19 protein-coding genes are annotated in these 17,257 nt (G+C 43.1%); 6 read left to right on the top strand and 13 right to left on the bottom strand.

Annotation, left to right across the window (positions count from 1 at the left end):
• Positions 1-10 precede the first annotated feature (10 nt).
• From tpx to ribB, 6 genes are all read left to right on the top strand, one after another.
• A complete protein-coding gene (gene tpx, locus ACO06Y_RS15835) occupies positions 11-517 on the top strand; it encodes a thiol peroxidase (protein ID WP_422079966.1) in 507 nt (168 codons plus the stop codon).
• Positions 510-875, top strand: coding sequence for a diacylglycerol kinase (locus ACO06Y_RS15830; RefSeq protein ID WP_422079965.1), 366 nt, complete (start codon positions 510-512; stop codon positions 873-875). The genes tpx and ACO06Y_RS15830 overlap by 8 nt, the downstream gene beginning before the upstream one ends.
• Before the next feature lie 62 nt (positions 876-937).
• Positions 938-3,301, top strand: coding sequence for a DNA translocase FtsK 4TM domain-containing protein (locus tag ACO06Y_RS15825; protein ID WP_422079964.1), 2,364 nt, complete (start codon positions 938-940; stop codon positions 3,299-3,301).
• A gap of 6 nt (positions 3,302-3,307) precedes the next feature.
• On the top strand, positions 3,308-3,952 hold the full coding sequence (locus ACO06Y_RS15820) for a LolA family protein (protein ID WP_422079963.1): 645 nt from the start codon (positions 3,308-3,310) through the stop codon (positions 3,950-3,952).
• 4 nt (positions 3,953-3,956) lie between these two features.
• Positions 3,957-5,480, top strand: a complete 1,524-nt coding sequence (locus tag ACO06Y_RS15815; protein ID WP_422079962.1) for an LptF/LptG family permease — start codon at positions 3,957-3,959, stop codon at positions 5,478-5,480.
• A complete protein-coding gene (gene ribB / locus ACO06Y_RS15810; RefSeq protein ID WP_422079961.1) occupies positions 5,477-6,622 on the top strand; it encodes a 3,4-dihydroxy-2-butanone-4-phosphate synthase in 1,146 nt (381 codons plus the stop codon). Before ACO06Y_RS15815 ends, ribB begins: the two co-directional genes overlap by 4 nt.
• Here the strand turns inward: ribB and ACO06Y_RS15805 are convergent.
• The 13 genes from ACO06Y_RS15805 to ACO06Y_RS15745 form a co-directional block, all read right to left on the bottom strand.
• The gene (locus tag ACO06Y_RS15805) at positions 6,619-7,821 is read right to left on the bottom strand and encodes a DegT/DnrJ/EryC1/StrS family aminotransferase (RefSeq protein ID WP_422079960.1); all 1,203 of its coding nucleotides are present in this window, start codon (positions 7,819-7,821) and stop codon (positions 6,619-6,621) included. The genes ribB and ACO06Y_RS15805 overlap by 4 nt on opposite strands.
• 76 nt (positions 7,822-7,897) lie before the next feature.
• Positions 7,898-8,533: an NAD(P)H-dependent oxidoreductase gene (locus tag ACO06Y_RS15800; protein WP_422079959.1), complete on the bottom strand. Its 636-nt coding sequence runs from the start codon at positions 8,531-8,533 to the stop codon at positions 7,898-7,900.
• A 50-nt stretch (positions 8,534-8,583) separates the two neighbouring features.
• Complete coding sequence (locus ACO06Y_RS15795) at positions 8,584-9,339, bottom strand: sulfite exporter TauE/SafE family protein (protein ID WP_422079958.1); 756 nt, start codon at positions 9,337-9,339, stop codon at positions 8,584-8,586.
• Between the two features lie 92 nt (positions 9,340-9,431).
• Complete coding sequence (locus tag ACO06Y_RS15790) at positions 9,432-10,211, bottom strand: HAD-IIA family hydrolase (RefSeq protein WP_422079957.1); 780 nt, start codon at positions 10,209-10,211, stop codon at positions 9,432-9,434.
• Between the two features lie 234 nt (positions 10,212-10,445).
• Positions 10,446-11,345 carry a DUF5777 family beta-barrel protein gene (locus tag ACO06Y_RS15785; protein WP_422079956.1) on the bottom strand — a complete coding sequence of 300 codons (900 nt, stop codon included), beginning with the start codon at positions 11,343-11,345 and terminating at the stop codon, positions 10,446-10,448.
• Positions 11,335-11,880, bottom strand: a complete 546-nt coding sequence (locus ACO06Y_RS15780) for a YceI family protein (RefSeq protein WP_422079955.1) — start codon at positions 11,878-11,880, stop codon at positions 11,335-11,337. Before ACO06Y_RS15780 ends, ACO06Y_RS15785 begins: the two co-directional genes overlap by 11 nt.
• Positions 11,873-12,277, bottom strand: coding sequence for an OB-fold protein (locus ACO06Y_RS15775; RefSeq protein ID WP_422079954.1), 405 nt, complete (start codon positions 12,275-12,277; stop codon positions 11,873-11,875). The genes ACO06Y_RS15780 and ACO06Y_RS15775 overlap by 8 nt, the downstream gene beginning before the upstream one ends.
• Before the next feature lie 152 nt (positions 12,278-12,429).
• Entirely contained in the window at positions 12,430-14,382 is a 1,953-nt protein-coding gene (locus ACO06Y_RS15770; protein ID WP_422079953.1) for a hypothetical protein, read from the bottom strand.
• A gap of 153 nt (positions 14,383-14,535) precedes the next feature.
• On the bottom strand, positions 14,536-14,865 hold the full coding sequence (locus ACO06Y_RS15765) for a hypothetical protein (protein ID WP_422079952.1): 330 nt from the start codon (positions 14,863-14,865) through the stop codon (positions 14,536-14,538).
• Between the two features lie 15 nt (positions 14,866-14,880).
• Positions 14,881-15,732: a DUF5777 family beta-barrel protein gene (locus ACO06Y_RS15760; protein ID WP_422079951.1), complete on the bottom strand. Its 852-nt coding sequence runs from the start codon at positions 15,730-15,732 to the stop codon at positions 14,881-14,883.
• Between the two features lie 25 nt (positions 15,733-15,757).
• Positions 15,758-16,153, bottom strand: a complete 396-nt coding sequence (locus ACO06Y_RS15755) for a hypothetical protein (RefSeq protein ID WP_422079950.1) — start codon at positions 16,151-16,153, stop codon at positions 15,758-15,760.
• Entirely contained in the window at positions 16,150-16,716 is a 567-nt protein-coding gene (locus tag ACO06Y_RS15750) for a YceI family protein (protein ID WP_422079949.1), read from the bottom strand. Before ACO06Y_RS15750 ends, ACO06Y_RS15755 begins: the two co-directional genes overlap by 4 nt.
• Positions 16,717-16,738: 22 nt before the next feature.
• Positions 16,739-17,104, bottom strand: coding sequence for a hypothetical protein (locus tag ACO06Y_RS15745; RefSeq protein ID WP_422079948.1), 366 nt, complete (start codon positions 17,102-17,104; stop codon positions 16,739-16,741).
• Positions 17,105-17,257: the final 153 nt, after the last annotated feature.

Genomic DNA, 17,257 nt, shown 5'->3' with positions numbered 1-17,257 from the left:
CGATAAATTCATGGCAACAGTAACGCTTAAAGGAAATGAAATACATACTATCGGCGACCTACCTTCTAATGGAAGCAAAGCTCCCGATTTCAACTTGACAAAAACCGATCTGTCCGATGCTTCCTTATCCGACTACTCGGGAAAAAAGGTGGTATTGAATGTATTTCCCAGTATTGATACGGGCACATGTGCACAATCCGTAAGACAATTCAATGAGGAAGCCGCGGAGTTGGAAAATACCGTGGTACTATGTATTTCCAAGGATCTTCCATTTGCGCAGACCCGTTTTTGTGGTGCCGAGGGTATTGAAAATGTAGTGATGTTGTCCGATTTTCGGGACGGGGATTTCGGCAAGGCCTACCAAGTAGAGTTTACCGATGGCCCTTTACGTTCCTTGCTTTCCAGATCTGTGGTGGTTCTTGATGAAGGTGGAAATATCCTATATACGGAACAGGTTCCAGAAACTGTGGACGAGCCCAATTATAAGGCGGCACTCGAAGCATTAATGGATGCCTAAGGAGTCCTTTCTGCGCAATCGGTTGAACGGCATAGGTTACGCATTCAAAGGGGCTTTGTTGTTGATTCGGACCGAGGCCAGTATCAAAATCCAAATTTTTTTGGCCTTGGTGGTTACCGCAGCAGGATTCTATTTTGATATTTCTGCAACGGAATGGATTTTGCAAATTCTGGCCATAGCACTGGTTCTGGGCATTGAAGGTCTTAATACGGCAGTCGAAAAACTTGCGGATTACATACAACCGGAGTTTGACCCCAAAATCGGTTTTATCAAGGATATTTCTGCGGGAGCCGTTATGTTGGTTTCCGTAGCCGCTTCAATCGTTGGGCTTATCATTTATCTGCCTAAAATTTTTTGACTCCGGAATTGGAAAGCCTTCGCCCCTAAATTTGTATTTTAGCCCCTAGAATAAAAGATTTCATGGCAAAGAAGGGAAGAAAATCCAAGCCCAAATCCGTCAAAAAAGGAATATCCCTAAGGCTCTCCAAGCAAAACAAGATCATACTGGGAAGTTTGTTGATCCTCCTAAGTATTGCTCTATGTTTTTCCTTTATTTCATTCTATTTTACCTGGCAAGAGGATCAAAGCCTTTTGACCGAGTTTGCGGATCGTAATGAACAGGCCAAAAACCTCTTGAACAAATTCGGTGCCAGCGCAAGTCACTTTTTTATGTATAAAGGATTTGGGGTAGCGACATTTGTATTTCCCTTCCTCCTTTGCATTACCGGTCTATATCTATTTTTGGGAATTAAGGGGCAAGGACTTTTAAAAAAATGGATCTGGGGTTTTATTTTCCTCATTTGGTTTTCAATAGCCCTTGGCTTTTTTGCCAATGAACAGCCTTTACTGGCCGGTTTAGTAGGCTATGAAATGAACGATTTTTTGCAAGACTACACCGGTAAGATCGGCGTACTTCTCCTTTTACTTTTTGGTCTGGTCTTTATTTTGGTTCGTCTCTTCAATTTCTCCCCGGAGGAAATTGGTATTTTTTTCCGTACAAAAACGGCATCCCTAGCTTCGGAATTTAAGAACAAAAAGAATGACGAAACCGTAGAGATGCAATTGAGTGTGGAAGATGATACTCCTATAGTCCTCGATACGTATACCCACAAAGAAAATATTCCCCATTTGGAAAAGGAGTCCGAGGATAACTTTGAGGTAGCTGTCCCGGTGGAGGAAGATCCAAAGGACAATCTTGCCATGGAAGTGGAAAAAATAGTCGAGGAAAAGGAGGAGAAGAAGAATATAGCGGAGCGGTTAGTAGATGATTTTGGGGAGTTCGACCCTACTTTGGAGCTAGGCAATTATAAATTCCCGACCATTGAACTTTTGGACCAACATGGGGTAACCGGAGGTATAACCATAAACCAAAAAGAACTTGAGGAGAACAAGAACAGGATAGTCGAGACGCTTAAAAATTACAAAATCGGCATTGCCCAAATAAAAGCCACTATTGGCCCTACGGTTACCCTTTACGAAATCGTACCGGAGGCCGGGGTCCGAATTTCCAGAATAAAAAATTTAGAGGACGATATTGCCCTTTCATTGGCGGCGCTGGGTATACGAATCATTGCCCCTATTCCCGGCAAAGGCACCATAGGTATTGAAGTGCCCAATAAGAATGCCACGGTAGTTTCCATGCGTTCCGTAATCGCTTCCAGTAAATTTCAGAAGGCAGAAATGCAGCTTCCCATTGCTTTTGGAAAGACTATTAGCAATGAGACCTTTGTTGTGGATTTGGCCAAGATGCCGCACTTGTTGATGGCCGGGGCCACTGGCCAGGGTAAGTCCGTTGGATTGAATGCCGTTATTACGTCCCTTTTGTACAAAAAGCATCCCGCCGAGGTGAAGTTTATTCTTGTAGATCCCAAAAAAGTGGAACTTACCCTTTACAATAAGATAGAACGCCACTTTTTGGCCAAATTGCCCGACTCGGAAGAGGCCATTATTACGGACAACACCAAGGTGATAAACACTTTGAACTCTCTCTGCATTGAAATGGACAATCGATATGAATTATTGAAGTCCGCTATGGTACGTAATATCAAGGAATACAATGCCAAGTTCAAAACACGGAAATTGAATCCACATGATGGCCATAAATTTTTGCCCTACATTGTGCTGGTCATCGATGAATTTGCCGATCTGATCATGACCGCTGGCAAGGAAGTGGAGACTCCTATTGCCCGTTTGGCCCAATTGGCAAGGGCCATTGGTATCCATTTGATCATTGCGACACAACGACCCTCGGTAAATGTGATTACCGGTATTATTAAGGCCAACTTTCCGGCACGTATCGCTTTTAGGGTTACTTCCAAGATTGATTCCCGTACAATTTTGGACAGCCAGGGAGCCGATCAATTAATAGGTCGTGGAGATATGTTGTTTACACAAGGGAACGATGTTACCCGCCTACAGTGTGCCTTTGTGGACACTCCCGAGGTGGCCAAAATAACGGAATATATTGGTTCGCAACGGGCCTACCCGCATGCCCATGAACTTCCGGAGTACGTAGGTGAGGATTCTGGCACAAGTATTGATTACGAAATTCAGGATCGGGATGCCATGTTCCGTGAGGCGGCGGAAGTTATCGTAACGGCCCAGCAAGGTTCCGCCTCGTTGATACAACGAAAGTTGAAATTGGGCTATAACAGGGCGGGGCGTATTATAGATCAGTTGGAGGCTGCCGGGATCGTAGGTCCTTTTGAAGGCAGCAAGGCAAGACAGGTACTGGTTTCGGATATCTATGCCCTAGATCAATTATTGAACAATGAATCAAATTAAGGCAGCATGAAGAAGTTTTTTTTATTTGCAACTACCGTTTTGATCTACACTATCGGCTTTTCCCAGAATTCCGGAAAGGCCAAAACCTTATTGGACGAGGTATACAACAAAGTTAAGGGGTACGGGAATATCCAAGTGGATTTCAAATATGTATTGAACAATACCGAGGCCGCGATTAATCAGGAGACCCGGGGTGACGTTACCTTGGAGGGGGACAAATACCTAATCAATTTCATGGGTTCGCAGCAATTGTATGATGGCAAAAAAGTATATACCATCGTTCCCGAAAACGAGGAAATTACCATTGAGAATCTGGCCGATGATGAAAATACGGTGACCCCATCAAAGATGCTCACCTTCTACAAACAGGGGCACAACTATGAGTGGGACATACTCCAGAATGTACAGGGTAAAAAAATACAATATGTAAAATTGGTTCCCATCGATACCAATACGGAGATCCGATCCATTTTGTTGGGCATAGATGTGGAGACCAAGCATATCTATAAACTGATAGAAACCGGTAAGAACGGCACCACCACTACCTTCATTGTTAATTCTTTTAAAACAGACCAGCCCTTATCAAAAACCTTATTTACCTTTGATGAGAACAAATACGAAAATGAAGGGTACTACATTATAAGGGAGTAACACATTGAGAATTCTAGACGAATACATCTTATCGAGATTCCTATTTAACTTTTTTAGTTCGTTCGTCATATTGATGTTCATTTTCATTTTTCAGACGATATGGCTCTTTATTGACGATTTTGCGGGTAAAGGCCTGGACTTGGTCATCATAGGAAAGTTTTTCTTTTATATGATGCCCAATCTTACCGAAAAAGTACTGCCCCTTACGGTTCTTCTCTCTTCCATTTTAACCTTTGGTACTTTTGCAGAAAACTATGAGTTCGCCGCCATGAAGGCCTCCGGTATTTCCTTGCAACGGTCCATGTTGAGCCTTATCATTTTTATGGTCATACTGGGAGGGGTAACCTTCTACTTTGCCAATAGCGTTATTCCCGCATCGGAACAGAAGATTTACAATATGCGAAGGAACATTGCCAAGGTAAAGCCCGCAGTAGCCATTGCGGAGGGGGTTTTTAGTGATTTTGAAGGAGCCGACATGAATATCAAGGTCGAAAAAAAGTTTGGCGAAAACGACCGGTTTCTTGAAAATGTGATCATTCATAAAAAAACAAAGACCAACGTCAATAATACGGTCATTAAGGCCCAGACCGGAGAACTTAAGAGTAGCGAAAAGTCGGATATCCTTCAATTGGTACTTAAGGATGGTCATTATTATACGAATGTCGTTAAAAAGAAAAGTGACGAAAAGCGAAAATATCCCTTTGCCCAAGCCGAATTCGAGACTTATGTTATGAATATCGACCTTTCCGAATTCAACAATGTGGATCTGGAAGAGGACGTCAATACCACTACGGACAAAATGAAGAACGTTTCGCGTTTGATCAAGGATATAGATTCCCTGGAGGAGAACAATCTTCGTATTGTACGGTCATTTTCCAAGAGTATTTCCAATAGAATCGGGGCCTTTGTTCCTTTACAGCCTGTGGACACCAATTTGCACAAATCCAGAATAAAAAAGAGTAAGGAAAATAAAACCATTTCAAAAACGGAAGAAATTCCAGGAACGATCAATGATTCCGTTACCGTGTATTCCGGAAGTATTGTGGACTTGTTTGAGAGTTGGCAGAAAGTGCAATTGATCAATACCGCAAAAAACAATGCATCGAATATTTTAACTTCGGTTCAAGCGAAGAAGAAGGAGTTACAAAAACGATATGAAATCTACAACCGACATATCCTTTCCCTTCATAAAAAGTACGCCCTGGCCCTTTCCTGTATCATTTTGTTTTTTGTCGGTGCCCCGTTAGGCGCCATTATTCGGAAAGGTGGTATAGGACTTCCCATGGTCATAGCCATTATGCTATTTTTAGTCTACTATTTTATCGGGGTGTTTGCGGATAATTATGCCAAGAAAAATGAAATACACCCTATATTGGGAGCGTGGTTATCTACCATGATAATGTTACCTTTAAGCATATGGTTGACCAAAAGGGCTACCGCGGATAAAGGCCTTATGAATTTTGCAAGTGTTCTGGACAGAGTCAAGGATTTTTTCAAGAAAAAAGTATCAAAACCTAGTACCTCATGATAACTGCGATGGAAAAAAACATTCAACTTAACACCATAGAAGAAGCCATTGAAGAGATTAAAAATGGAAAGGTAATCGTAGTTGTCGATGATGAAAATCGGGAAAACGAGGGAGATTTTATTGCAGCAGCTGAAAAGGCAACCCCGGAAATGATAAACTTCATGGCCCAGCACGGTCGCGGACTTATTTGCGCCCCTTTGACCGAAGAGCGTTGCGATCGCCTTCACTTGGATATGATGGTCCAGAATAATACGGTACTACATCAGACTCAATTCACCGTATCCGTGGATCTAATAGGTCACGGTTGTACCACGGGAATTTCGGTCCAGGATCGCGCAAAGACGATTTTGGCCTTGACCGATGATAATACGAAACCCCACGATTTGGGTAGACCGGGGCATATATTCCCATTACGCTCGAAGAGTGGAGGCGTATTGCGGCGTACCGGACATACGGAGGCGGCCATAGACTTGGCCCGGCTTGCAGGCCTGAAGCCCGCAGGGATTTTGGTAGAAATCCTGAACGAGGACGGCACCATGGCCCGCTTGCCTCAATTGATGGAGGTTGCCAAAAAATTTGACCTGAAAATTATCTCCATCGAGGACTTGGTAGCCTATCGGATGCAGCACGATTCCCTAATCGAAAAAAAGGAGGACTTTCAATTAAAGACCCGTTTTGGGGATTTTAGGCTTAGGGCCTATAAACAGACTACCAACAACCATGTGCATATTGCATTGACCAAAGGAACCTGGAAAGAGGGCGAACCGGTATTGACCCGTATCAATGCAACCTTGGTGAACAGTGATATTTTGGGTACCCTTACGGACAAACCCGAAAAAAAATTGGAGGATATGTTCCACGCCATCAATGCGGAAGGAAGGGGCGCCTTTGTCTTCATCAATCAGGAATCCCAGTCGCTTAATCTGATCAAACGTTTGTCCGAGATGAAGGAGCTACAAAAAAAGAATATCTACAAAGCCCCCAAAGTAAGTATGGATACGAAGGATTTTGGTATTGGGGCCCAAATCCTTCATCATCTGGGCATTCGGAAATTGAGACTTCTTACCAATTCCGTACATTCCCAACGCCGTGTGGGTATGGTGGGTTATGGTCTGGAAATAGTGGAATATGTTCCCTATTAAAATTGTTTTAGAAAGCTCCCAATGATTTCGGCCATTTTTAAAGCCCTGGCCTGCACTTCGCTTTCTGACCATCCCAATTTTATAAGACAGGAGATATTTCTTCCGATCCATTCATCGGACTGGGAAAAGTCGGACTTTGAATAATCGGGCAACTGTTCACGAACTTCCTTTGGCAGCTTGCCCAAGGATTTTTTATGTATAAGATGCTCCCATTTGCGATAGTAATGCCAGTTATTGTCAAACCAATAAAAGCAACCGTCCACACCTTTTTCGCCTAGGGCCGTATGAACCTCCTTTGCCATGTTTGCATTGGGAAGAAAGAAGCTCAAAAAAGCATAGCTCTCCTCCCCAGCTTGGGGAACACGCCTAAAGGTGATTTCAGGAATGCCTTCCAAGGTTTCCCGTAAAATCTGATAGTTCTTTTTTTGAATGGCCAGAAATTCATCCAATCGTTGAATTTGCGCCAACCCCACGGCCGCATGAAGCTCCGATATTCTAAAATTGTATCCCAAAAAAGGATGCCCTTCCGCTCCCCTATCCTTTCCAATGTGGTCATGGCCATGATCGGAAAAATGATCGGCATTTGTATAATAGTCCTTATTATTTGTAATGATAGCTCCTCCTTCACCACAGGTGACCGTCTTTACATAATCGAACGAAAAACAGCCCAAATCCCCATAACTGCCCAAAGGTTTTCCCTCAAAAGTACCTCCTATGGCCTGGCAGGCATCTTCCAACAACAAAAGCTTATAATTTTGACAAATGGATTTCAAGGCCTTCAAATCGGCCATGGATCCGCACATATGTACCGGCATCACTGCTTTGGTCCTTTTGGTAATGGCATTCTCGACCGCCTTGGGATCCAAGGTCAACGTATCATCCACATCGACCAAAATTGGAACGGCTCCCAACGCTAAAATGGACTCGAAACTGGCCACGAAGGTAAACGTGGGCATTATTACCTCGTCCCCTGCCCCTATGCCAGCACTGGCCAAGGCTATGGTAAGCGCAGCGGTACCGCTACTCACTACTTGGGCATAGCCGACCTTCATACGTTCTGCCAAAGCTTTTTCCAACGCCAGGGCTTTCCAATGTCCGTTACGATTTCCATCAAACCCATAGCGCATTAAAACACCGGAATCCAGCACGTCGTTTACTTCCTTTCTTTCCTTATCGCTAAAAAGTTCAAATCCAGGCATATATTGGTTTAAGGTTTAAGGTTTAAGGTTTAAGGTTTAAGGTTTAAGGTTTAAGGTTTAAGGGAATAAACGCATTCTAGAACATTTCGATAATGCTGTCCTCCATTTTTTTTCGAACTTTTTTAAAACCGGAGAACATATCGTCTTTTGCCCTGTAGCCCACAGGAAGAACCAATATGGAATTTAGACCCCTTTTGTTCAGCTCCAATAGTTCATCATAACCTTTCGGATCAAAGCCTTCCATGGGGCAGGAGTCGATCTTTTCCATGGCACACACGGTCAAAAGGTTGCCCATGGCCAAATACGCCTGATTGATACACCATTGTCGAATTTCCGAGGTCTCTTTCTTTGAAAAATCGTCCAGGAGTGCCTCTAAATAAGGTTCTATAATCTCGTCCGGGGTGTCCCGAATTCTTTTGACCCTTTCAAAATAGTTCTTGATAAAATCGGCGTTGATTACATTTTCGATACAAATCACCAGAATATGGGATGCCTGGGCTACTTGTTGTTGACCAAAGGAATGGGGCACCAACCGTTCTTGTAGTTCCTTATCCTTCAAAACTACCATTCTAATCGGTTGTAGCCCATAGGAAGTGGCGGTAAGATTGAAAGCCTGTTTTAGCAATTCAATTTTTTCCTGGGGGAGTATACGCTCCGAATCGAATTTTTTTACGGCATAGCGCCATTCAAGATTTTTTATACTGTGAGACATAGTTGTATTTAAATTTACAAACAATGGAAAGCTCCATTAACCAAATTACATTACCCAAAAAACCAGAGTTTTATGGACATGGCGATGACCATTACGACCAAAAACGTCTTAATGAAGCCATCCCCTTTTTTTACCGAAATCCTACTGGAGAACCAAGCCCCGGTTCCATTACCAACGGCCAATATGAGACCGACTTCCCAATTCACCTTATCGTTGATAACGAAGACCACTAAAGCCGCTATGGTATAGATGAGCACCACGGCCACTTTTGTGGCATTGGCCCGTACCAGTGTCATTTGGTTTACATAGTGCAAAAATAGGATAATTATAAATCCCAGGCCCGCGTTGATGAATCCACCGTAAATTCCAAAAAAGAAAAAGGCCAGGATACCGATCCAAAGGTATTTGCCCGTAATCCTTTCCTGTAACTCCATCAATTTCATTTTAGGCTTAAAAACAATGATAAGGACAACGATGACCATGATAATGGCCAATATCCTATTAAAGGTCTCCCCTTTGATATCCACGGCAATATAAGCCCCGATGATGGCACCCAATAAAGCAGATAGGCCCAAATACAGATTAAATGGAAAAGTGGTGACGCCCTTGCTCTTAAAACCAATGGTAGCCAAGCTATTTTGAATTACAACGGCAACCCTATTGGTTCCGTTGGCAACGCTTGGAGGCAATCCCAAGAAAATCAATACAGGAAGCGAAATCAAAGACCCCCCTCCAGCTACGGTATTGATAAACCCAACGGCGAAACCTACAATTACCAATAGCGGATAATGGTACCATTCTTCCATGCACGTAAAAATAGTTCCAAAAAATAGAATTTAAAGGGATTGTATTCAAAAAACACAAAAGCCTGGTTTGCCGTACTTTTTACATGTATTGGTCACTGCATTTCCAGTGCGGCCTTCAAGTCCAACTGGGCTACGGAATCAACGACCATATCCGGTTTAAAGGGGTAATCGTCCAAAACGCTTTTTTTGGATACTCCGGACAATGTTAAAATGGTCGTATAGCCCAATTGCACGCCACCCAATATATCGGTGTCCATCGTATCCCCGATAATGATCGTTTCCCGGGTCTCCAATCCCAAGGTCTTTCGGGCGGCCCGCATCATTACGGGGCTCGGTTTTCCTACCGAAAAGGCCTTTTTTCCGGTAGCCTCTTCTATCATGGCCACCACGGCTTTGATGCCTAAATTTGCCCAACCTTTTTTCTTTGGGGAGGGATCTAGGTTTGTCGCTATGAGTTTTGATCCCGAAAGTATCATGTCCACGGCATTGTTTACCATTTCCAAGGTGAAATTCCTGCCTTCCCCTACCACGACATAGTCCGGATTTTGATTTACCAAGGTATACCCTTGTTGATGTAAACTGGTAATCAACCCACCTTCCCCAAGAACGAAGGCGGTTCCCTTGGGGTTCATAAAGGAAAGGAACCAAGCGGTGGCCATGGCACTGGTATAAACATTCTCTTCCTTGATATGTATGCCCATTTTGGCCACCTTATTTACGGTATCCAAAGGTGTACGTTGGCTATTGTTCGTCATGAACAAAAAGGGAATTTTTTGCTGTTGCAAAGTGGCGATGAAGACATCCGCTCCTTCAATCATCGTTTCCCCACTATAAATAACCCCATCCATATCTATCAAAAATCCTTTTTTCATCGCAAAAACTGTTTAATGAATCCGAATCAATTTCACTGGCTAAGTTAGCAATACCAAGTGGTACTGCCGCTTTTTATATGCCAAATTATCCCACAAAAAACAGTGAAGTCAAGGGTTGTTCCATTTCATATCATAGACCATAATTCAAGAAATGTTTTATTGTAGAAGTTGGCCCGCCACAGCATCAATGAACATTCTGGATGGGTAAGGAGTGCTTTTTGTAATCCAAAAAAATCACTTTTTCTTGAGGTGACGTTTAAAATGGAGGATATACGTCATATTGAACCCAAAGTTTAAATTGGGGTTTCTAAAATTGAAGTTGTTGCGCGTCTGCGTTATAAACGAATCCTCCACCATGCGAACGGCATTGGTCAACATAAACTGAAGCATAACATCACCGATTTCCCAATTTACGCCCAAGGCGAATGGGCCATAGGTATCGAATGATTCTATAGGGTTTGCAGTATAATAGTATTCGGATACTACCGAGACATGATTGCCCAATTTGTATCGTCCCCCAAAACCTATGGCAAAATGACTCTGGGGATCCTCCGGTGAATACTCCAATCCCCTATGGATAAAGGTAGGTGCTATCTGAAGCGAGAAATTAGGAGAAATTTTCTTGCCGATCAGCAGTTGTGAGGTGAAAGATAGCCTATTGGAAAAATCATCCTGTATAGTTGGGGAAACCAGGGCTTCACTGAAATAACTCGATCCCTGAAAGAATGTAACGCTTACAGGGGACCCTTTACCATCGCTCCGCTGTTTGACCAATTTGTATTTCGCGAAAGCATCGAACAAACCGTCATAGGTCGTTCCCCCAAATCCTATTAAAAATCGATCTGAAATACCATATTCCAGCGCAATCCTTGTGCTTAGTCGATCCGCGGCAAAGCTTTGGCTTCTATCCGCCGGGGTGTTCCAAAATCGATTGGCCACAAAGACATCCAAAATTCCCTTTTTTCTGGTTTCTATGGAATGTCCAAAGGTAATCCTGGAGAATTTAAAAGTCGCCTGGGTATATTGGGGGGTGTCCTCGTATTCCTTATCGAGTATACCCAAAAGGTCTTGCCCTATCGCAGCATTTGTAGCGCAGACACAGGTTAAACACAAAACTATGATTCTAGCTTTCATACGGCTGATATTCAAATCTAAAATCCACCGAAATTGTTTTCGCAATATTTCCCGCCAAAAGTGGTGGAATTTTAATACTGTAATCCTTCACATAGGCCTCAAAAGTGCCCGATACCACATACCTACCTTGAATATTTTCTATTTTGGCCTTAATTTCCAATTCCTTGGACGTTCCGTGCATGGAAAATGTGCCCTTTACCATCCTGGTCTGCTCACCTTCCTGCGAAGGGTCGAAATCCAAGATCTTGCCTTCAAAAGTAGCTTTTGGATAAATGTCCGATTCGATATAACTCTCGTTGAAGTGTTCTCGCATCAACGCTTTTTCAAAAATAAAGGCATTCATGAGCATGCTAACCGCTATATCATGTGTGGACAGATCGATGATACTCAAAACCTGATTATTCTCGGCCTTTATGTTTTCCACGGATGTATATGAAAAAAAAGATACTCTCCCCTGCCGGGCAATAATCCTTTCTTCGGTCGGTGACTGTCCATAAAAAACGAACAGGAAAAAAAGTGGAATCACTTTATTCATTGATTATTCTTTGGGAAATAATGCAGTTTAGAAAAATAGCGTCCTTCAAAAAACCTTTGAAAACTCCCTTTAACCGTATGGTATCCCTTGGTTTGAATTCTTTAATCCCTTTTAGTTGGTCGGTCTGCATGTCACATATTACGCAGGCGGATTCATTGGCACCTCCTTCCAGTAATATGGTAATCCGGTTATTTATGCTATTGATTTCTTTTATAGCACCTTCTATCTCTACTATTTTTTCCGGTTCAAGATAGTGCTCATTCTCTTTTTTAAAATGGGAAATAAGCGTTTCCGCATTTAAATGGAGCTCCGGTTCGGCGGCTAAAATGTCCATATCTTCCGAAGCGTATATGCCCCTTAGCAGAAGGAGGCCTCCAATCAAAGCTATGAGAATCAATAGTCCAATAAATTTACTCGATCTTTTCAATATGAATACATAGATTTTATAGCATTGCAAATACTTCTATTCCTGATAACCATCAAAATTAAAACCTAGGGTTCCTGCCAGAACCCTAGGTTAAAACTAACAAAAAAACATAATTTCCTTTTTCAATCTACTATCGTTAGGGTTCCTGTCATAGGACTGTGGAACTCGCAATTGTAAAACAAAGTATCGGGCGCATCGTTTGGAACGGTAAATGTTACCGTTCCCGATGCCTCGCCATTATTGGTCACCCCATCGTTGTACGCATTTCCCGTACCGGTGCTTTGAACACTTTTGATGATAAATGGATGACCCGGGGCATTAATATTAAATTCATAAGTCTCTCCTCTTTTTAGGGTCAAATCCGGGTTTATGGCATTGTTTAGACCTTCGCCGGAAAGAATATAGGCCGAAGCTCCCTGATTGGTAACTTCATAGACCTTACTGCCACCTCCCGCATCCGGGGCAACTTCCGTATCCGGGTTGACTATGGGCCAGACGCCGGCAACCGGGAAGCCTACACCAAAGTTGTCGCCACGTTGGGCATCCTGCCCGAAATAGTAGAGCGGCCAGCCTTTATAGGTAAGCTGTTGCCTACCAAACACATCGATGGAACCAAAATCCGAAGTCTCTAAAATGCTGGGGACGTTCTCCAACTCCTCTTCAAATATGGGCCATACCCCATTGTTCGAGAAATCATCGGCCGTGAAATTGTTCACCCCATTGGTGTCATTGACAAATCGGTACAGCGTGTTGCCCTCCGCATCGGTCATGTAGAAGGTCTGTGCATCGCCCGGTTCATAGGTATCCGTAAGATTGGTCTCGTTCCCCTCGGAATCCCTTCCCACCAATTGGGCCTGGACCATCATTACGGAATAATCCGGCTTGGCCACAAACCAAACATCGCCTGCGCCATCTCCATTTACATCGCCTTCGGCAGCATCATTTGCGAAGAGATAAAGCGGCCAACCCTTATATGTCGTCTGCATTTCGCCATCGCTTCGGGTAATAGTGCCAAAATCGTCCGCATCTAATCCATTATCCAACGTGAGATCCGCTTCATAAAAAATGGGCCAAGCATTCAGACAGCCATCCACACAATTGGAATCGCCCTTGCTATCAAGCGAGAAGAAGTAGAGTGAAAAGCCATCGGAATTGGTCAGGATATTGCCAAAAGTAGCATCGTTCTGTAATCTTACAGCATTGGGTTCCGCTTCGGGAGCGACCTCCGTATCAGGATTAACTATAGGCCAAATGCCTGCAGCCGGAAAGCCTACGCCAAAGTTATCGCCACGTTGGGCATCCTGCCCGAAATAGTAGAGCGGCCATCCCTTATAGGTAAGCTGTTGCCTACCAAAGACGTCGATGGAACCAAAATCCGATTCATTCAAAATACTAGGGATATTCTGTAAGGTTTCCTCAAATATGGGCCATACCGCATCATTGGAGAAGTCCTCATTTGTGAAATTGTTCACCCCATTGGTATCGTTAATAAAGCGGTACAAAGTATTACCCTCAGCATCGGTCATGTAGAAGGTTTGTGCATCGCCCGGTTCATACGTATCCGTAAGATTAATCTCGTTCCCCTCGGAATCCCTGCCAACCAATTGGGCCTGGACCATCATTATCGAATAATCGGGTTTGGCCACGTACCACACATCGTTAGCACCATCGCCACTTACATCACTTGCCGAAGCGTCATTTGCAAACAAATAAAGGGGCCAGCCTTTGTATGTGGTCTGCATTTCACCATCGCTTCGGGTAATGGTACCGAAATCCGCTGCATCAAGCCCGTTATCCAGGATAAGATCCGCTTCATAAAATATGGGCCAAGCGTCCACACAGCCATCGGTACAATTGGAATCGCCCATACTGTCGAACGAGAAGAAGTAGAGCGAGAAACCTTCTTTATCGGTAAGGATGTTACCAAAAGTGGCGTCATTCCTCAATTGTACTGTACTAACCTGCGGAGGAGTTGGGTCATCATCTCCCGGATCGTCATCCGTGGAATCGTAATCATCGCTGCTACAACCTAGCAACGCCAAAAATGTCATGGATACTAAAAAGAACTTTTTCATTTCAATCATTTTAAAATTAATGTCATATCAAAGCAACTATTTGTCAAGGCCTTATACCATAAAATATGGGTCAAAGGGAATAATGGGTCGTAAAGGGGAATAAAGCGCCATAAACAAACGGGGCATTTTTTTACCATATTCCTGAAATTGTATTCACATTGTCGTTATCCTGTTTTTGGTTATTCCGACATGGGCATTTTGAAAGAGGGCTTCCCTCCTATTTTCTGAACACTGGCAACATGGACGCACATAATTCTTTATATCAATTCGATCTCCCTTTGGAGGATAACCCAAGGCCATCAATGTGTTCAGTGCCGTGGAAAGTTCATTGGCCCTTACAAAATTGAACACTACCAAGGAATCAAAGGGATAGAGATAAACATTGGTGATGTTCTCAATTTTTAGCAGTTCGATTTTAATCCTTCCCGAACACCTTGTACAAAATGAATTTTGTACTTCAATTTTCGCCATTCCTGATTTCATATCTGTTCGCATTAGTTAAAAAACCCTTGAAAGGTTGAATCCAAAGAAAACATCCCCATTGCCCCAATCCCCGGTGGCCTGACCCAAAAATGTGTTTGTATTCATGGGTTGGGCATTGGTAAAGTGCAATTGAAATACATGGCCTCCGGTTTCCAAGTCAAACCCAATGGAAAGTGGGTTTTTAAAGGGCGAATTGGCCGCCCTGTTCAGGTGTAGGCCATAGTCAATATTAATGGACCATCTTTTTGTCAATTTTTGCCTTCCCCCGATGCCAATGGCGTATTGTGAGTTTTCCTGCCCATTAAAGGCCACAAGGTTATCATGAAAAAAAGTGGGAGCCAATTGTAGGGAAAGATTTTTGTTCAGTTTTCTGGAAATCAGGGCCTGTGTGGAATAGCTCAACCTATTCTCGAACTTTAGACCGGGCAAAATCTCTTCTTCCAAAGCAGTGTTCAGCAATACGCTGTTGAATAGCACTATGGTAAAGGGAGACCCACCTCTTTTCTGTCTTACAAGCCTTAACTTTAATGAGCCCTCGTAGGTTTTTTGAAAGGAGCTACGCGAAACACCAATGTTTATACCGTCCGATATTCCATAGATGAAATTGAGCCTTGTTACGGCCTGGTCCAGTCCAAAGAAATCCTCTATTCCTGTCTTTACCGACCCAAACCGATGGGATACCACAAAAAAAAGTTGTTTTTTGGAAACCATTTTTGTGGATTCAAAATTCACGATTTTTAGGCCCTTAAAGGCGGCTATTTCATATTCATTCCCAGTGGGCATGCTATCTATTTCGTCCAATAGTTCATCTTCCTGTGCCCAGGCAAAAAATGGTAGTAATAGGATTAGAACACTCAGTTTTCTCATTTCTAAAATGGTTATTTAGTGATTGTTAGTTATTATGGATCAAGGTGGCCTGGTCAATTTTGACCAGCTCCAGGAGGTCGTCATAGCCCACACATCTTCCCTTTACGGCTATTTGGCCCGCTATGTATAAATCGTTTGGAGTATCCATTATAAAACCGACCTGTACTTTATTATCGATAACTATGGCATTCTGCTCAATGGCCGTAATTTTTCCATGTATTTGTACTACTTGATCCACATACTTTTCGATTTCATCCTTCTTACCAAGTTCCCCATGTATTTGTGTGGCGGATACGGTATGGGCAACCCGTTCCGTAGCAATATCCCTATGACTTTTATAGATGTAGTTATACATGGAGATTCCAAGAATTAGCAATACCAGCGCGCCGGCCAGAACGGCATACAATTTTTTACCTCTCATTTTTTTGCCAACTTAAAATCCAGCTTCACAAGAACTTCCTTGGCAATTTTATTCCGGACAATCTTGGGTATTTCAATCGCGAAATCACCTGGAGTAACCGTAAACTCCCCAGTGATGGAAATGATATCCCCAATTTTCTGTGTTTTCAGAACGGTATGCACTTCTTTCTGTTCTCCCCGTACCTCAAGTACACCCTCAACCGGAACCTCTTTTACATTTTCATCGAGTTCAACCACATCTAAATCGATTAAATTGCCCTTGAACTTGGCCTTCGGATAGATATCGGATTCTATATAATTTTCATTGAAGTGTTCCTCCATCAAGGAGTTTTTGAAGTGGAAACCCTTGATAAGGGCCAAAGAGGCAATCTGGTTGGTCTCCGTACTCAAAATGGCGGTAACCGATTCATTGGCCGCCTTCACCTCCTCAAAAAGCTGTTCGGAAGCTTCAAAAATTACGATTCCGTTGGTATCGATGTACTTTTCCTGTGCCCATAAGGAAGCAACTGCCCCGTGTACAAGAACAAGAATCAACAATGGCAATCTGATGTTTATACTTTTCATAATAGTATCCCTTTGCCGTGTCCTATTGTTCCAAAAAACCTTCGTCTATCCATTGGTCTATCAAATCAATGGTAGTCTGGGGCAACCTGCCACCGGGTGGCATGGCACCCGCTTCCCCTGCCTGCTTGTTGATAGACCTGGATAAGGAGCCATTTTCTGCACGGGTACTTACTTGTTGAAAATTCGTCAGGGAAAAGGGCGCACCATTCCGTGTGGGATCGGAATGGCAGTTCAGGCAATTACTGTTAATAATCGCCCTAATGTTCGCGTTATAGGTCACAGGGCCATTGGGTTCTTCCGTTTCCATCAAATCATCTTCACTATCACTGGTACAGGCCATAAAGATTGAGGCCAATAGGGGCAACAAAAATTTTACATTCCTTTGCATAGTGCTTCATTTTAGGTTAGTAAATCGCTTGATCAAAAGCTTAGGGATTCGTCCTACCGAATTCGACGGTTTTGACTTCCTAAACTTTTTTCAAAGCAACTATTTGCTACCGGTTTTTGAAGACAAAATCTTTCTGAAAGGGAAGAACGGGGC

The organism is Ulvibacterium sp. (assembly GCF_965228935.1).
In the GTDB taxonomy this organism is placed as follows: domain Bacteria; phylum Bacteroidota; class Bacteroidia; order Flavobacteriales; family Flavobacteriaceae; genus Ulvibacterium.
The sequence above is the reverse complement of the archived record's forward strand: the minus strand, read 5'-3'. Positions and strand labels throughout refer to the sequence as shown.

Coding starts and splice junctions, on each gene's coding strand:
- tpx (WP_422079966.1), top strand. CDS start 11: ATGGCAACAGTAACGCTTAAAGGAAATGAAATACATACTATCGGCGAC.
- ACO06Y_RS15830 (WP_422079965.1), top strand. CDS start 510: ATGCCTAAGGAGTCCTTTCTGCGCAATCGGTTGAACGGCATAGGTTAC.
- ACO06Y_RS15825 (WP_422079964.1), top strand. CDS start 938: ATGGCAAAGAAGGGAAGAAAATCCAAGCCCAAATCCGTCAAAAAAGGA.
- ACO06Y_RS15820 (WP_422079963.1), top strand. CDS start 3,308: ATGAAGAAGTTTTTTTTATTTGCAACTACCGTTTTGATCTACACTATC.
- ribB (WP_422079961.1), top strand. CDS start 5,477: ATGATAACTGCGATGGAAAAAAACATTCAACTTAACACCATAGAAGAA.
- ACO06Y_RS15805 (WP_422079960.1), bottom strand. CDS start 7,821: ATGCCTGGATTTGAACTTTTTAGCGATAAGGAAAGAAAGGAAGTAAAC.
- ACO06Y_RS15800 (WP_422079959.1), bottom strand. CDS start 8,533: ATGTCTCACAGTATAAAAAATCTTGAATGGCGCTATGCCGTAAAAAAA.
- ACO06Y_RS15795 (WP_422079958.1), bottom strand. CDS start 9,339: ATGGAAGAATGGTACCATTATCCGCTATTGGTAATTGTAGGTTTCGCC.
- ACO06Y_RS15790 (WP_422079957.1), bottom strand. CDS start 10,211: ATGAAAAAAGGATTTTTGATAGATATGGATGGGGTTATTTATAGTGGG.
- ACO06Y_RS15785 (WP_422079956.1), bottom strand. CDS start 11,345: ATGAAAGCTAGAATCATAGTTTTGTGTTTAACCTGTGTCTGCGCTACA.
- ACO06Y_RS15780 (WP_422079955.1), bottom strand. CDS start 11,880: ATGAATAAAGTGATTCCACTTTTTTTCCTGTTCGTTTTTTATGGACAG.
- ACO06Y_RS15770 (WP_422079953.1), bottom strand. CDS start 14,382: ATGAAAAAGTTCTTTTTAGTATCCATGACATTTTTGGCGTTGCTAGGT.
- ACO06Y_RS15765 (WP_422079952.1), bottom strand. CDS start 14,865: ATGAAATCAGGAATGGCGAAAATTGAAGTACAAAATTCATTTTGTACA.
- ACO06Y_RS15760 (WP_422079951.1), bottom strand. CDS start 15,732: ATGAGAAAACTGAGTGTTCTAATCCTATTACTACCATTTTTTGCCTGG.
- ACO06Y_RS15755 (WP_422079950.1), bottom strand. CDS start 16,153: ATGAGAGGTAAAAAATTGTATGCCGTTCTGGCCGGCGCGCTGGTATTG.
- ACO06Y_RS15750 (WP_422079949.1), bottom strand. CDS start 16,716: ATGAAAAGTATAAACATCAGATTGCCATTGTTGATTCTTGTTCTTGTA.
- ACO06Y_RS15745 (WP_422079948.1), bottom strand. CDS start 17,104: ATGCAAAGGAATGTAAAATTTTTGTTGCCCCTATTGGCCTCAATCTTT.